This is a genomic window from Marinobacter sp. LV10R510-11A (assembly GCF_900215155.1).
In the GTDB taxonomy this organism is placed as follows: domain Bacteria; phylum Pseudomonadota; class Gammaproteobacteria; order Pseudomonadales; family Oleiphilaceae; genus Marinobacter.
Genome location: NZ_LT907980.1, coordinates 1,175,689 through 1,190,357, shown reverse-complemented (window position 1 = coordinate 1,190,357; position 14,669 = coordinate 1,175,689). Strand labels below are relative to the sequence as shown.

14 protein-coding genes are annotated in these 14,669 nt (G+C 54.5%); 10 read left to right on the top strand and 4 right to left on the bottom strand.

Features of this window, described 5'->3' with window-relative positions:
* Window positions 1-18: 18 nt before the first annotated feature.
* The 3 genes from CPH80_RS05755 to CPH80_RS05745 all read left to right on the top strand — a co-directional run bounded on the left by CPH80_RS05755 (window position 19) and on the right by CPH80_RS05745 (window position 2,929).
* Window positions 19-213, top strand: a complete 195-nt coding sequence (locus tag CPH80_RS05755; protein WP_096276018.1) for a fasciclin domain-containing protein — start codon at window positions 19-21, stop codon at window positions 211-213.
* 119 nt (window positions 214-332) lie between these two features.
* Window positions 333-1,229 (top strand): endonuclease/exonuclease/phosphatase family protein, encoded by an 897-nt coding sequence (locus tag CPH80_RS05750; RefSeq protein WP_227520373.1) that lies wholly within the window; start codon window positions 333-335, stop codon window positions 1,227-1,229.
* Between the two features lie 131 nt (window positions 1,230-1,360).
* Window positions 1,361-2,929: a DUF4139 domain-containing protein gene (locus tag CPH80_RS05745; protein WP_096276017.1), complete on the top strand. Its 1,569-nt coding sequence runs from the start codon at window positions 1,361-1,363 to the stop codon at window positions 2,927-2,929.
* A gap of 40 nt (window positions 2,930-2,969) precedes the next feature.
* Here CPH80_RS05745 and CPH80_RS05740 read toward each other — a convergent pair whose 3' ends face one another.
* The 4 genes from CPH80_RS05740 to CPH80_RS05725 all read right to left on the bottom strand — a co-directional run bounded on the left by CPH80_RS05740 (window position 2,970) and on the right by CPH80_RS05725 (window position 8,536).
* On the bottom strand, window positions 2,970-4,529 hold the full coding sequence (locus tag CPH80_RS05740) for an FGGY-family carbohydrate kinase (RefSeq protein WP_096276016.1): 1,560 nt from the start codon (window positions 4,527-4,529) through the stop codon (window positions 2,970-2,972).
* A gap of 1 nt (window position 4,530) precedes the next feature.
* Window positions 4,531-6,162: a glycerol-3-phosphate dehydrogenase/oxidase gene (locus CPH80_RS05735; RefSeq protein WP_227520372.1), complete on the bottom strand. Its 1,632-nt coding sequence runs from the start codon at window positions 6,160-6,162 to the stop codon at window positions 4,531-4,533.
* A 5-nt stretch (window positions 6,163-6,167) separates the two neighbouring features.
* Window positions 6,168-7,784 carry an FAD-binding oxidoreductase gene (locus CPH80_RS05730; RefSeq protein ID WP_096276015.1) on the bottom strand — a complete coding sequence of 539 codons (1,617 nt, stop codon included), beginning with the start codon at window positions 7,782-7,784 and terminating at the stop codon, window positions 6,168-6,170.
* A gap of 128 nt (window positions 7,785-7,912) precedes the next feature.
* Complete coding sequence (locus tag CPH80_RS05725) at window positions 7,913-8,536, bottom strand: type II secretion system protein N (RefSeq protein WP_096276014.1); 624 nt, start codon at window positions 8,534-8,536, stop codon at window positions 7,913-7,915.
* Between the two features lie 230 nt (window positions 8,537-8,766).
* Here CPH80_RS05725 and gspE point away from each other — a divergent pair, with 230 nt between their 5' ends.
* Genes gspE through gspK form a run of 7 tightly spaced genes read left to right on the top strand, consistent with a single transcriptional unit; the run spans window position 8,767 to window position 14,668 of the window.
* Window positions 8,767-10,275 carry a type II secretion system ATPase GspE gene (gene gspE / locus CPH80_RS05720; RefSeq protein WP_096276013.1) on the top strand — a complete coding sequence of 503 codons (1,509 nt, stop codon included), beginning with the start codon at window positions 8,767-8,769 and terminating at the stop codon, window positions 10,273-10,275.
* 3 nt (window positions 10,276-10,278) lie between these two features.
* Window positions 10,279-11,490 carry a type II secretion system inner membrane protein GspF gene (gene gspF, locus CPH80_RS05715; protein ID WP_096276012.1) on the top strand — a complete coding sequence of 404 codons (1,212 nt, stop codon included), beginning with the start codon at window positions 10,279-10,281 and terminating at the stop codon, window positions 11,488-11,490.
* Between the two features lie 45 nt (window positions 11,491-11,535).
* Window positions 11,536-11,988 carry a type II secretion system major pseudopilin GspG gene (gspG, locus tag CPH80_RS05710; RefSeq protein WP_096276011.1) on the top strand — a complete coding sequence of 151 codons (453 nt, stop codon included), beginning with the start codon at window positions 11,536-11,538 and terminating at the stop codon, window positions 11,986-11,988.
* A gap of 6 nt (window positions 11,989-11,994) precedes the next feature.
* Entirely contained in the window at window positions 11,995-12,531 is a 537-nt protein-coding gene (gene gspH, locus CPH80_RS05705) for a type II secretion system minor pseudopilin GspH (RefSeq protein ID WP_096276010.1), read from the top strand.
* Window positions 12,528-12,929: a type II secretion system minor pseudopilin GspI gene (gene gspI, locus CPH80_RS05700; protein ID WP_227520371.1), complete on the top strand. Its 402-nt coding sequence runs from the start codon at window positions 12,528-12,530 to the stop codon at window positions 12,927-12,929. Before gspH ends, gspI begins: the two co-directional genes overlap by 4 nt.
* Window positions 12,926-13,651 (top strand): type II secretion system minor pseudopilin GspJ, encoded by a 726-nt coding sequence (gene gspJ, locus CPH80_RS05695; RefSeq protein WP_096276009.1) that lies wholly within the window; start codon window positions 12,926-12,928, stop codon window positions 13,649-13,651. The genes gspI and gspJ overlap by 4 nt, the downstream gene beginning before the upstream one ends.
* Before the next feature lie 6 nt (window positions 13,652-13,657).
* Complete coding sequence (gspK, locus tag CPH80_RS05690) at window positions 13,658-14,668, top strand: type II secretion system minor pseudopilin GspK (RefSeq protein ID WP_096276008.1); 1,011 nt, start codon at window positions 13,658-13,660, stop codon at window positions 14,666-14,668.
* The last annotated feature ends 1 nt before the right edge of the window (window position 14,669 follow it).

The window sequence follows — 14,669 nt, the reverse complement described above, 5'->3', positions numbered from 1 at the left end:
GCCTGTGCAGGCTCTAATCTGCGTCGCGCGAAAAGTGCTGGGGTAGTTGATCAAAAAACAGATCAAGGTGGCCAGCTTAAGCTCAGCACAAAGGGTGGAACGCTGATGATCGAGGATAGCCAAGGCAATATGGCAAAAGTTATTCAGGCCGACGTAATGCAGTCCAACGGTGTTGTGCACGTAATCGATACGGTACTCATGCCGGGAATGTAATTTAGTAGTGTAAAGCGTTTTAAGCGGCCCTGCGGGGCCGTTTTTGTTTGTGCGAGGTGGCCGCCGGATAATCCGGCCTTTGCGCGCGCTTGGCTAGGGCGTTGATGTACACTTGAAACATGATACTACTCACGTTGTCTGTCTTTACGATTACCATCGCGGTGGCGACCTTGCTGCCCCTTTGGCGTAACCCCCACTGGAGCGTTCGGATCTTCGACTTTCCGCGTTTGCAGCTGACGATTTTGGTTGTGTTGTTGGTGATTGCGCAGCTGTTTCTTCTTGATCTGAACAGGCCTCTGAGTTGGGTGTTGATTCTTGTTGCCGTGGGTGCGCTGGGCGCTCAGCTCTGGTGGATTTTGCCGTATACGGCGATCTGGCCCAAGGAAGTTAAAGACGCGCCGACAACGAGCCCAGAACGAGCGTTCGCCATACTGACTTCCAACGTACTTACCCATAACCGTAACGCCGAGGCATTGTTGGCGCTGGTTGAAGAACAGGTTCCGTCCATGCACGCCTTGGTCGAGCTGAATTCTGGTGAGAGGGTACGGGTTCACTTTGTACATCCAGCACCGCCCAGCCCCACGGAAAACGACGAGTCGACGGAGCGGGATGCAGAGCTTGTGATTGTCGGGCGTCGGGTTGCTGAGAGTGATGAGCCGGTGATCGTAACGGGCGATCTGAACGACGTAGCTTGGTCGGCGACGACCCGGTTGTTTCGGAAAGTCAGCGGTTTGCTTGACCCAAGGGTAGGGCGTGGATTTTACAGCACGTTCCACGCAGATTACCGGCTGTTACGATGGCCTCTTGATCACCTGTTCCACAGCCACCATTTCACGCTGGCTTCCATTACCCGGCTTCCTTACATCGGCTCAGATCATTTCCCGTTGCTCACCCGTGTGGTGTTTGCCCCCACCCGGGGACAGAACCAGGAGCCGTTGCGACCCGATGATGATGATCGTAGCTGGGCGCAGGAAATTGCCCAGAGTGAAAGCGCTACCAAGGAGGATGTACCTTAGTGGAACCGATAACTTTTTCAGATAAAGGGCGAGCAAATTTAAATGTCTGAAGATCCATTAAAAACACTGTCTGCTGACTTAAACCGTTACTCCTTGCACTCAAACCGCCGCAAATAAAAGGATTCATCCCGATGAAGATGCACAGCCTGCTTGCGATCGCCATTGCGACCACGCCATTGATAGCCCAGGCAGAGGTCACAACGGCAACGTTATACCCATCCCATGGGGAACTTACCTGGGAGGAGAGCAAGCAGGTAAGCACGGGTGCAGGGACGGTTGAGATTGGGGGATTGCCGGTTAGCCTTCAGGATCAAACTCTGCAGGTAGCACTCGAAGGACTCTCGGGCGCGCAGATCCAGCAGGTTCAGATTAGCCGGGTAGAGCAGGCGGAATTTGTGGCCGGGGAAACCCGCCGCATCCGTGAAGAGCTGGAGGCAGTCACCTTGCGGATTCAGGCGCAGGAGGATGCTATCCAAGCCTGGAATCAGCAGGTGACTCTTATGAGTAAGGCGGCAGAATCGCCCCACGACCTGACGGCTTCAGAGCTGAATGACATGGCGGCCGTGATGAAAGAAACAACACAGGGCGCGCTGACAGAAATTCGAGCTATTCGTACACAGATGGCCGGCGACATTGCCACACGGGATCGCTTAATCAGGGAACTTTCTCACGTTAAGCAGGGTGCACGTGCGACAAAAAAAGTGGTGGTGCATTACCGGGCACCCGAGAGCGGTCAGTTGGGCCTGAAGCTCCGTTTTCAGACCAATCAAGCCAGCTGGCGGAGTGAGTACACCGCGCGCCTGAAAACGGAACTGGAAAGTAGGCCCGGTGGCGAAGTGACACTGGAGCACTTGGCTGTTGTGCAGCAGTCTACGGGTACTGATTGGGACGGCGTGGAGCTTCGCCTCTCAACCGCGAATGCGCGGCGGGGAACGGCGATGCCAGCTATTCACTCTTGGGTTGTTAACCCTGAGCAGCCTCCGATGTATCAGTCGCGCGCAGATGCACCCATGGCCGAGATGGAGTCGAGTTCGCTCAAATCATCCAACGGTTTTGCAGCGGTTGTTGAGCGCCAGAGCAGTTTCACCCAGAGTTACCTGTTGCCACAATCAGTTGCGATTCCCAGTGGCTCTTCTGGTCAGCGCCTGAGCGTTGCGGAACATCAGATTCCTGTTGAAGTAGCTACTTGGACAACGCCAGTGGCAGACACTAGCGGCTACCTGCACGCAAAGGGCACTTTCAAATCAGATGCGCCTATACCCGCTGGGCGGGTAACGCTATATCGAGATGGCCAGAGTGTCGGAGAAAGCCAACTGCAAGAACTGGCAGACGGTGAAGAACTGACGCTAGGATTTGGGGTAGACGAGGGTATTCGGGTATCCGTTGTGAACGAGCTTGAGCGCACTGGCGAAGAGGGCATTTGGAAGAGCGAGAACGTTCAGCGCCGGCAGAACCGGTTTGAGATCACCAATCATCACTCAAAGGCTGTACAGGTTCGGGTGTTTGACCGAATTCCTGTATCACAGAAGGATATTCTGACGGTTAAGCCACTTGAGATAAGCGAGCCAGTAGAGCGGGATGTTGATGACAAAAAAGGCGTTTTGGCCTGGAATCGCGAAGTGCTCGCCGGTAAAACCGTCAGTGTGAAATCTGGCTTTGAGGTTCGGGTTCCTGAAGGAACCGCGCTGCCAAGGTTGTAGTGGTTGGGGCTGAATTCTTGAGAGTAATAACACCAAAAGCCTACGCTGGATAACCAGTAATATCCCGGATTTTTTGATACAGCGGTTGAAGCTGCGGATACATGCGCAGATACACCTCGGTGTAGAGCCTTTCATAAAGCTCTTGGGCTTCTGGGTTGGGCTGGAATATGTCACCAACCCGGGTCATGGCCGCCACGGCGGTTTCAAAGTCTGGGTGCAGGCCAAGGCCAACCGCGGCATCAATAGCGGCGCCCAAGCCAGAGGTTTCATAGGTGTGGGGGCGCTCGGCGGGTAAGCCGAATACGTCTGCGGTCAATTGCATGGCGGCGTCACTTTGGGAGCCGCCACCCGCTACCCGAAGCTTGCGAATTTTAATACCGCTGCGCTTTTCGATCTTTTCTTTGCCTTCCCGAAGTGCGTAAGCCAAGCCTTCTAAAATAGCCCGATAAATGTGCGAGCGGGTGTGAACATCGCCGAATCCGATGATGGAGCCTTTCGCCTCCGGTCCGGGTTGGCGCACGCCTGGTGACCAGTAGGGTTGCAGCATCAGGCCCATGGAGCCGGCAGGCACAGTTTTGACCAGTTCATCAAACAGGACTTCTGGCTCAATGCCCCGTTCCTCAGCGATTTTCTGTTCCCTCATACCGAACTCCCGCTTGAACCAGCTCACCATCCAGAAGCCCCGGTAAATCATTACTTCCGTGGAATAGTGCCCGGGTAACGCGGAAGGATAGGGCGGCATCAAGCGTACCGGCTCCACATAGCGCTTGTTGGTGGTGTTAATGGTAGCGGTTGTGCCGTAGCTCATGCAGCCGACATCGGGTGTTAAACCTCCAGAGCCGAGTATCTCGCAGGCTTTGTCTGAGGCTGCTGCAACGACCGGCAGGCCTTCTGGAAGCCCCAGATGTTTGGCTGCTTCTGTGGTGAGATGGCCCAACGTGGAGCCAGGGCTGACCAGTTCGGGCAGCATGAATCTTTTTACTGGCATAACTTGCCATTTAAAGTCCCGCTTGCCTGCCCAGCGGTGTTTTTTGTAGTCGAATGGCAGGTAACCCACTTGGCTACCGGTAGAGTCGCGCAACTGGCCGGTTAAGCGGTAATTCAGGTAACCGGATAGCAGCACAAAATGCCGAGTTTTATCCCAGATTTCTGGCTGGTTTTGGGCTATCCAATTGGCCTGGGTATTTTCCCGAAAGCGGTTAATCGTGTCTTCCAGCCGTGCCAGCTTGAAAAACCAGCCCCAGGGGCCTTTTACTGGCCCATCAACTCGGGCATGGCGTTGGTCAAGCCAGATGATGGCAGGGCGCAGTGGCTTGCCGTTTTCATCGAGGTTAATCACCGTGCCGCGCTGGGTTGTGACGGTAACGCCCGCAACCCTGTCTGGCGTTACATCAGTTGACTGCCACAGTTGTTCACAGGCCTTTCCCACGTTTTCCCAGAAATACTCCGGGTGTTGTTCGGCCCAGCCAGGTTGCTCTGAAAAGTAGGGCTGGATCTCTTGCTTGCCCTTGGCAATCAGGTTCCCCTGAGTGTCAAAAAGCAGAGCGCGAACACTTTGTGTGCCATTATCAATGGCCAGTATTAAAGGCTTAGAAGGCATGTTATTGCTCCGGCCGAGGCGGCAACGAATAGGCCTCGCGCCAAATCGCCAAGTAACGGGCCTTTTCGGTGTGCCATTGCTTGTCATCCCAGCCAAGAGCACTTTGGCAGTGTTGCTTTAGCTTCGGCAGCAGTGCTTTACCACCTTCAGGCACGATCGACCCAAGCCTTGTGCGGCGTAGCATCAGGTCGTCCAAGTGTTTTACATCTTCTTGTTTGCAGGCCCACACAACTTCCGCCCACAGCAGCTCGCCGGGTACCACGACAGAAGCCGTGTCATCAAATACGGGCTCGGCAGGCCCAGCCTGCATAACAGCGCCCAGGTCTGAACCATAAAAGCCAGTAAGCCGGTGCCAGTTCTGGTGGCTGATATTCCCTGGCCGCTGCGGTGAGGCCGTTTGCCGAAAAACCGGGTCGTTCTCCGGCCGCAATCGTTCTTCACTTCCAAGGCCCCGTATCAACGCCTCCCGTGCAATGAGCCGGAAGGTGGTGAGTTTTCCGCCGGCAATGCTGATCAAACCGTTATCTTCACGGAACTCATGCTCCCGACTTTCTTTGGATGGCGCTTTCGAACTGGTACCGCTCGGTTCCGCCGTCACAACGGGCCGAACGCCCGCCCAGGTGGATAAAATGTCGCTTCTTGAGATGGCCGCGCCGGGGAACAGGCTGCTGGAAATTCTCAACAGATAATCGACTTCTTCTGCGGCAATGCGCGGTTCATCGTCCAAGCTTTCTGTATGGTCGAGGTCTGTTGTGCCAAGCACGGTTGTGCCAGCCCAGGGGAAAGCGAAAACTGGGCGCTTATCATCCGGGTGGAACAGGGAAACCGAGCAGGACACAGGCAGTTTCTGCCAAGGAATAACCAAGTGGCTGCCGCGCAATGGTCGGATGGTCATTGGCTTCTGCCCGTCGATGGGCTGCTGCAGTCGGTCAGCCCATACGCCTGTAGCATTGATAACCAAGGCCGTGTTGACGGTAAAGGTCTCGGTTTCGTCTTCCGCCTGCAATTCAAGCCCGTCGACTTCGCCGTTGTTTCGCAGAACGTCTACTGCTTTAACGTAGTTTAGGCACCAGGCGCCGTCTTGGCGGGCTTCGGTGATAACACGCTGCACCAGTCTGGCGTCATCGGTTACCGCATCGGTAAAGCCACTGGCCCCGGTCAGCTTTGTGGTATTTAGGCCAGGCACCCATTGCATGGTTTCGCTCGGCGTAAGGAAATGACGAGATTCGGAGTGGGCTATCCAGTCGTACACTCGCAGCAGAATTTGAAACAGCCGTGGGCCGGGGAACTGGCGCCGGAAGTGCGGCATGATAAAGCGCAAAGGCTCGATAAGCCCAGGCGCCTCAGCCATCAGTCGCTGGCGTTCGGTAACGGCATTCCGGGTCAGCCGGTATTGGCCACTGCCAAGATACCGTAGGCCACCGTGCACCATTTTTGATGACCGGCTGGAGGTTCCCCAAGCGAAATCTTTCTGCTCAACCAGCAACGTACTCAAGCCACTGCCGGCGGCTTCCCGGGCTATGCCCGCGCCGGTAATGCCACCGCCAATTATCACCACATCAAACGTGTGAGTGCTGCTTTTAAGCTCTTTGAGTAATGAGTCTCTGCGCTTCATCTGGCTCATTCCGCTCATTCCGTTCACTCCAACAGGGTTTTCGGATTGAGAATGCCTTCTGGGTCGAAGGTTTGGCACAACGAGCGGATTGCCAACATGCCCAGCTCGCCTTTTTCAATCGGCAGGAATGGGGCGTGATCTTTACCAACACCGTGCTGGTGGCTGATCGTGCCACGATTGCGCACGATCAGTTCCGAGGTTGTGCTCTTGAGGTGCTTCCAGCGTGCTAGAGTTTCCTCGTAGCTGTCTGCAACACGGAAAACATACGTGGTGTAGATGCTGCAGCCCTGTCCGTAAAAATGGGACAAGTGAGTAAACACATGAGTGCGCTCGTCTTTGCTTTCTTCGCGGGCTTGAAGGCCTTCGCGAAGGCTGCCTTCCATCAAACCCAACAGATTTTCTACGTTGTCCCAATCGGTTGCGGTTTCCAGAGTGTCCACAGCGTAGCCCATTTGCCACAGCGCTTCCCGAAGGTAGGGCATGGTGAAGCGCTTTTCGGCCCATTTTTTACCCAGCCGGGTGCCGGTATAAACACCTTTGTATTCGCTGCAGATTTTTTTGACTTCCCGCTTAGCGCTGGCGCACTGATGGCTGCTGCCAGTCAGCCCGAACGTCATCATGCACTTGCCTTCGGCCGCGCCGCGCAAGGAAAGAACTTTTTCCAGCATGCCAATAAGGTGCGGGTGCCCGGCCAGTGCCAACTGAGTGACGGTCTCGATAGCGTTGCTGAGCCGCAACATAGAAAGCTGTGTGCGGTTCTGTACCAGTTTGCGGCAGGCCGTTCGGGCACTGTCCCAATCTGGGAAGAACACCACGTGAAAGCTTTCCTGTTCTGGCAAGCGGGTGACTCGCACTTTTACTTCGGTGATCAGGCCAATACGCCCCTCGGAGCCTAGAATCATCTCGCGAATGTCGGGCCCGGCACTGGAAGCCGGAATGGTCGGTAAATCCAGTGTGCCTTTGAGGGTTTCGACACGGCCGCCGGCAAATAATTGCTCGATCCTGCCGTAACGCAATGATTGTTGGCCACTGGAGCGGGAAGCGACCCAGCCACCGATGGTTGAGAGCTCAAACGATTGGGGGAAGTGCCCAAGCGTGTAACCATGAGCACGCAACTGGGATTCTACGAGGGGCCCAGGCGTGCCTGCGCCAAATGTGGCTATCTGGCTTTCCCGGTCTAGGTCTATGAGGCGGTTCATTCCACCCATGTCTACCGTGAGTACCGGTTTGTCGCTAGCCAGCGGGTTGATGTGTCCGGCAACGCTGGTGCCGCCGCCGTAAGGAATTAACTCTAGGTTGTTGGCTTGGGCATATTGCAGCAATTTTTGAACATCGAGACTGCTTTTTGGAAACGCGACACCGTCTGGAAAAACCTCGATATCGCCGCTGCGCATCGCTAGCCAGTCTGGCAGGCTCTGGCCGCGGGCGTGGCGGACGCGAGCTTCCGGGCTGGTATCAATCAGCTTGTCCATGGTGGGGTCAGCTGTAAGGCGCGTTTCAGTGACCTTTGCGCATACTGATGCGAGAGAGACATCACTCAAGGGCTTGCCGATGCCCACGCAATCGGCGAGAAAGCCTTGCCCCTGTGTGGGTAATTCCAACTTAAACTGCTCATCTCCCCAGCCATTCCAGCGTCGCATCAAAGTACACTCCTGTATCTAATTGGATGGGAGCTAGTCTATCGGTTTATCAGATGCTTGCACTGTCCCATGGCGACATGGGCTGTGTCATTTGCCGACATAATTGCGGAGGCTGGGAGTTTGAAAGGCTAACCGTTGGTGCGGAGGCGTTCCCGGAGTTGCTCAAGGCGCTTACGAATCTCTTCTCGGCGTTGCTGATCATTTTCTGCCGGTGCCTCGTCTTGTTGCGCAGATCTTTGTTGGATATTGTCGGCGTCGGAAGAGAAGGACATTCCGGACTGCTCATCGGGTGCGGGAAAATACAGGTTTTCCAGTTTGCCTGAGCGATCGAGAATCACGCGGTTGGCGTGAACGGAGCGGAGTTTTGCATTGCCAGGTAGTTCATCGCCCACGATAAAGACGTCGGTCTTACTTTTGTCGTCTTCTATCAAAGCGCTGCCGGGGAAGTCGCCGACGGCTGCGAGAACGCCCCTAAGGAAAAGCCGCAGGTTGGTTTCTGGCAGATCCTCGGTGTTTTCCTGCGCTTCAGCTCCGTCGGTTTGGGCTGTGCCAAAAAACGCTAGGGAAGCCAGCGGCAGAGCAGGGGTGTTGCGTGTATCTGTAAGCGGCTGCGAGGCAGCCTGGCTGTTTTGCGCGGCTTGGCGGCTTTCCGATTGCCAGAAGCTATAACCCTGCCATGCGGTCGCACCCACCATGGCAAACCCTGCAATAATAGTCAGGGCAAGTGGAACCTTTGGATTAATAGAGCGCATTGATCGTCCTGAATGCAAGTTCGCAAGCTGCCAGAAAACGACTGGCTAAGAAAAGGCTGAAAGTACCACAGGTTATCAGAATAGCGCCTTTTATTGGGAGTATAGTGTACAGGGTTATTCAGCGGGCCTATATCCTGTGGTAGCCTTCTTGAATCATCTAAAACAGAAAGGGTTTTAAAGTGTGCGGGTGCGCACAAAACCCTGATTTCCTGACAATAACGAGGGCCACCTTGACCACAGAAACCGAACTTCAGCCGCAGGATGCTCCGCTGGGTCGTCTTCCCTTTACCTTTGCGAAGCGCAACGGCGTTATTCTGACTCGTTCAGATGAGGGCAACCCGGTTATTTTGGTCAGGCCTGGCGCTCCTCATTCTGCATTGGCGGAAGCCAACCGCATAAGCGGTGGCCGTGCGATATTTACTGCCATTGATCCGGGCCACTTTGATCACGCGTTGAACGCTGCCTATCAGAACGACTCTGCCGAAGCCATGCAGATGGTTGAAGGCATTGGCGACGACATGGACCTGGCTTCGCTTGCCGATTCTGTTCCGGAAACCGAAGATCTGTTGGAGCAGGAAGACGACGCGCCGATTATCCGCCTTATCAATGCGATTCTGACTGAGGCGGTAAAAAGCAGCGCCTCGGATGTGCATATTGAAACCTATGAAAAACGCCTGATCGTGCGGTTTCGCGTTGATGGTGTGTTGCGGGAAGTCGTGCAACCCAAACGGGCGCTGGCACCGTTGTTGGTTTCGCGGATCAAGGTTATGGCGAAACTGGATATCGCCGAAAAACGGGTACCCCAGGACGGTCGAATTTCGTTGAGGGTGGCCGGCCGTGAAGTGGATATCCGGGTTTCCACCATGCCGTCATCCGGTGGCGAACGCGTTGTTTTGCGTTTGTTGGATAAACAGGCGGGCGCAATACGCCTGGAATCCTTGGGCATGGCTCCAGACGATCTGAAGATCCTGCGCCAGCTTATCCACCGACCTTACGGCATACTGCTCGTCACCGGGCCGACCGGTTCGGGCAAATCCACAACACTGTATGCCTCGTTGCAAGAAATAAACGATCGTAGCCGCAACATCCTTACGGTTGAGGATCCTATCGAGTACAGCCTGCCGGGCATTGGCCAGACCCAGGTAAACCCTAAGGTTGAGATGACGTTTGCGCGGGGGCTGCGCGCCATTCTGCGACAAGATCCCGATGTTGTGATGATTGGTGAAATTCGGGACCTTGAAACCGCCGAGATTGCAGTACAGGCCAGTCTCACCGGCCACCTTGTGTTATCTACGCTACACACGAATACTGCGGTGGGCGCGATCACTCGCCTTATGGATATGGGCATTGAGCCCTTCCTGATTTCATCAAGCCTGGTCGGTATTGTGGCCCAGCGTCTTGTTAGGGTGTTGTGCAAGGAGTGCCGTGAGGCCTATACGCCTACAGAAGAACACTGTGAGTTTTTGCAGCAGGATTTTGCAGCGCCGCCAACTATCTACCGAGCGAAAGGGTGCGAGCACTGCAACAACCTTGGTTACCGGGGGCGAATTGGTATTTATGAAGTGGTTGAAGTAACCAAGGAGATCAGCGCGTTGATTCACAAGCGTTCAGGTGAACTGGATCTGGAGCGAGAAGCACGTCTTAAAGGCCCGAGCATTCACGCTGATGGTGTAAGGAAGATACTTGAGGGCGCTACCACTGTGGAAGAGGTGCTCCGCGTAACGCACCGGGGCCAGTAAGCTATGCCTGCCTACGAGTACAAAGCCCTGGATGCACGGGGAAAACAGAAACAGGGCGTGGTAGAAGCCGATGCGCCTCGTGCAGTGCGCCAACAGCTCCGGGAAAAAGGCCTCACGCCACTGGCGGTGGAGCCGGCCGTTCAGAAACGCTCCCCCAGCAACCCGCTGAGCAGCGGGGGCACTCTGGCGGCCGCCGATCTTGCGCTGGTCACGCGCCAACTGGCAACGTTGATTCAGTCTGGCATTCCTATAGAACAGGCACTCTCAGCAACGGCACAACAAACCAGTAAACCTCGTATCCGCAGCATGCTCATCGCCATTCGGGCAAAAGTAATGGAAGGCTATACGCTGGCAGACAGCCTTAGTGAATTTCCAAAAGCTTTCCCGCGGCTCTACCGTTCAACGGTTGCGGCGGGTGAGCATGCAGGGCATCTGGATTTGGTTCTGAACCGACTGGCTGATTACACAGAGAACCGACAGGAAGCGCGTCAAAAAATTCAACTTGCTGCCATTTATCCGATTATTCTGAGTTTTGTCGCGATAGCCATTGTGGTGTTTCTGCTGACTTACGTTGTGCCCGATATTATTGATGTTTTTTTAAAGCAGGGCCAGGAGTTGCCGGCGCTGACCCAAGCCATGTTGGCCATGTCGGAATTTCTTTCCAGTTACGGTGTCTATCTCGTTATTCTGCTGGTTGTGGCCTTTATGGTCTTTCGTTATGCGCTCACGAAGCCGGCCTTCCGGATGCGCTTTCATAAACGTCTGCTGCACTTGCCGCTGTTTTCCGGGATGGTTCGGGGCGTTAATACGGCGCGGTATGCCAGCACGCTAAGTATCCTTACAACCAGCGGTGTTCCATTAGTCGATGCCATGCGAATTGCCGGGGAGGTACTGTCGAATGACTATCTGCGCCAGGAGCTCAAAGAAGCCGCGCGCAAAGTCAGTGAAGGTGGCTCTTTACACCGAGCGCTGGATCAGTCCGGCTACTTTCCACCGATGATGCTACACATGATTGCCAGTGGCGAGGCCAGTGGCGAACTGGACAGCATGTTGGAGCGCACCGCGACTATGCAGGAAAACACACTGCAGTCCAAAATGGCTGCCATCGTTGGGCTTTTTGAACCCATGATGCTGCTGGTAATGGGTGTGGTGGTTCTGATTATTGTAATGGCCATCATGCTACCAATACTGAATATGAGTAACCTGGTTGGTTAGTCGCCCAAAAAAACCTTATAAATTCAGCCAATAATGAGTGGAATAATGACGATGAAAAACCTGAGTACACCCCAATCCAGCCGAGGCTTTACCCTCATCGAAATCATGGTTGTGATGGTAATTCTCGGCCTGTTGGTAGCGGTTGTGGCACCGAATATTATGGGCCGAAGCGATCAGGCCAAGGTGACCGTTGCGGAAACGCAGCTCACCAATATTTCAAAATCGCTAGACCTGTACCGCCTCGATAACAGTCATTACCCCTCCACCCAACAAGGCCTGGATGCTTTGAAATCCCAGCCTTCTGGCAGTCCCGAGCCAAAAAACTGGAATCCTAACGGCTACATGAAAAGCATTCCATCAGACCCTTGGGGCAATGACTTCCAGTACGTGAGCCCAGGCACTGAAGGTGCCTACGATCTGTACTCTTACGGTTCCGACGGCCAAGAAGGTGGTGATGAGGATGCGGCTGATATCAGCATTTGGACCATCGGTAACTGATTTGTGATGCAACTGGGGTCAGGGCACAAACACAGTGGTTTTACGCTTATTGAGATACTGGTTGTCCTGGTTCTGGTCGGGCTACTTGCCGCTATGGCAGTGTTCACCATGGGTGGAAACTCGCAGCAGCGGGAGTTGCTGAATGAGGTGCGGGAACTTTACCTGCTGATGCAAACTGCCTCGGATCAGGCGGTGCTTAACAACTTGGAGTTGGGCCTGCTGTTCGAAGAAAACGGGTATCGTTTTGTCGCCTTTCAGGACGAAGAAAACGATTGGAAATCGTCAGGAGAGCGCATATTCCGGGCACGAGAGTTTCCGGAGTGGTTGGTCGCAACACGGTTTATCGAAAGTGATGCTCCCCGCCTGGCGTCGGCTGAGGACAAGCTGCGGCCGGATGTGGTGTTTTTTTCCAGTGGGGAAACCACCCCTTTTGAACTGGAGTTTACCGTCGGTAGCGACACAGATTACACCCAAATCCTGGCGTCCGATGGTATTTCGCCAATTCAGTGGCAGCGGCCTGGCGATGACGGAGATAATGAGTGATACGAGGGAAGCCATCAAAACTGCCAAAATCCGCAAGAGGCTTCACGCTCATTGAAGTGATGATTGCGCTGCTGGTGTTTGGGCTGATTGCCACAGCCGCAGCCGAGGTGGGCAGTCAGTATATTTCCAGCTATGAGAGCATCCGTGACAAAACCCTCGCAGGCTGGCTTGCTGAAAACCGTATAAACGAAATTCGGCTGGAAGATAACCTACCCGGCATCTCCGAGAACGCGAAAGATCAAGACTATGGTCCTTTTCGATGGCAAGTGACCACCAAGGTGTTGGCCACAGCCGAAGCTAAAATGCGGCGCGTTGAAGTTGAGGTGGCGCGCTATCAAGAGGGTCGCTCAAAGCCATATTCCGTGCACACGCTTTCTGCCTTCGTGGGTGAAAGATGAGGCGCCAGCAAGGCTTTACGCTTCTTGAGGTTCTGGTGGCCATTACCATTACCGCGGTGATTGGTATTGGCGTGTGGCAGGTGCTTAGCGGAGTGATCCTTTCCCGTGACAGAGTTGATGAGCTTGCCGAACAGTTTGATGGCCTGCAGCGGGCCATGTTGCTTTTAGAGCGGGACATTACCCAGATAGTAAATCGACCGGCCCGGGATCTATACGGTGACTTCAAGCCCGCTTTGACCAGCCGTGAAGATGAGTTTGCGCTCATGTTGACACGGCAGGGCTGGCGCAATCCACTGGGTATCCGGCGCAGCAGTCTGCAACGGGTTGGCTGGGAATACACCGGCACCGAACTGCGCCGCCGGTATTGGCCAACATTGGATCAGGGCCAGGAAGACAATAGTCGGGATTTGTTGTTGCTTGAAGGTGTTACCGCGTTCGATATTAGGTTTCTCAACGAAGAAAACACCTGGGAGCCAGAATGGCCTTCAGGTGAGGCCATGGCGGCATTGAGCCCCGGCAGCCGCCCGGATATATCGTTTCCTTTGGGTATGGAAATTACGCTGGAACACGAGCGTTTTGGCGAACTCGTGCGAACCTTTGTTCTGCCAGACTTTGATCTTGCGGGTGCACAGGGCCTTGTTAACCAAGTAAACGAAGCCCGTAGCAAGAATGATGAAGACGACGATGCAGATATTCCAGGCACGACAGGGCCGGGAGGCTAATAGGCTATGACCACCTGCGACTGTATTGCGTTGCCAAAAAAACAACAGGGTGTCGCGCTGATTATGGTGCTGCTGGCTATGGCGCTGGTGGTTATGCTGGCCTCAGGGATGACTCAGCAGCAAAACGTGCGAGTGTTCAAAGCTGGTCACTATCTGGCGCAGCAACAGGGTCGCAGCATTGCCTTGGGGGCTGAAGCCTTTGCCCGCCAGATTCTGGTGCGGGATTTTGAAGAAGATAAGGAAGACAGCCTGATGGTCGACAGCCTTGATGAGTTCTGGGCGATGAATGCGGCTGTCTTGCCCCTGGATGCTAACGGGGTGGCGGAGGTTCAGATAGACGGCCTGGGCGGACGGATAAACCTTAATGATCTGGTTTCTGCGAACGGCCAGGTGGACCCAATAACCAAGGATCGTATCACCCGCTTGCTGATTGCCCTCGGAATTACCGGCATTTCGGTAGATGCCTTGGTGGACTGGATTGATCCAGACGATCAAACAATCAGTGCTTATGGCGCGGAAGACGGTCAGTACCTGATGGCTGAGCCTGGGTTTCGCGCTGCGAATCAACCCTTTGTTAGCGTGTCGGAACTCCGGCTAATTGAGGGCATGACAGAAGAAATATACGTGGCCCTGCGACCTCATGTGGCCACCTTGCCGGTGGTTGGGCTGGGTATCAACGTGAATACCGCGACCGCCGAAGTTTTGATGTCATTGCATGAAGAGCTGACGACAGCCCAAGCAGCGTCTATTCTTGAAAAGCGCGAGGAAGAGCCGTTCGAAAGCCTTCAGGACTTCATGGCCCTCCCGGAATTTGCAGCGCTTGGCTTGAAACCCATAGGGCTGGGGCTGCAAACCCGTTTTTTTGAAGTTGTTTCACGGATTACCTACGATAACCGTGTTGTAAATATGGTGAGTACGGTTTTTCGTGATCAGGAAGGTAATGTCCGGACGGTTCACAGGGATACCGGACAAAAGAATCGCATTACCAAAGAGCCCTATACTATCTCGGAAGGATAAC

What these genes read in the sequence shown, in the direction of transcription:
- CPH80_RS05750 (WP_227520373.1), top strand. Translation starts at nt 333, where the DNA reads ATGATACTACTCACGTTGTCTGTCTTTACGATTACCATCGCGGTGGCG.
- CPH80_RS05745 (WP_096276017.1), top strand. Translation starts at nt 1,361, where the DNA reads ATGAAGATGCACAGCCTGCTTGCGATCGCCATTGCGACCACGCCATTG.
- CPH80_RS05740 (WP_096276016.1), bottom strand. Translation starts at nt 4,529, where the DNA reads ATGCCTTCTAAGCCTTTAATACTGGCCATTGATAATGGCACACAAAGT.
- CPH80_RS05735 (WP_227520372.1), bottom strand. Translation starts at nt 6,162, where the DNA reads ATGAGCGGAATGAGCCAGATGAAGCGCAGAGACTCATTACTCAAAGAG.
- CPH80_RS05730 (WP_096276015.1), bottom strand. Translation starts at nt 7,784, where the DNA reads ATGCGACGCTGGAATGGCTGGGGAGATGAGCAGTTTAAGTTGGAATTA.
- CPH80_RS05725 (WP_096276014.1), bottom strand. Translation starts at nt 8,536, where the DNA reads ATGCGCTCTATTAATCCAAAGGTTCCACTTGCCCTGACTATTATTGCA.
- gspF (WP_096276012.1), top strand. Translation starts at nt 10,279, where the DNA reads ATGCCTGCCTACGAGTACAAAGCCCTGGATGCACGGGGAAAACAGAAA.
- gspG (WP_096276011.1), top strand. Translation starts at nt 11,536, where the DNA reads ATGACGATGAAAAACCTGAGTACACCCCAATCCAGCCGAGGCTTTACC.
- gspH (WP_096276010.1), top strand. Translation starts at nt 11,995, where the DNA reads ATGCAACTGGGGTCAGGGCACAAACACAGTGGTTTTACGCTTATTGAG.
- gspJ (WP_096276009.1), top strand. Translation starts at nt 12,926, where the DNA reads ATGAGGCGCCAGCAAGGCTTTACGCTTCTTGAGGTTCTGGTGGCCATT.
- gspK (WP_096276008.1), top strand. Translation starts at nt 13,658, where the DNA reads ATGACCACCTGCGACTGTATTGCGTTGCCAAAAAAACAACAGGGTGTC.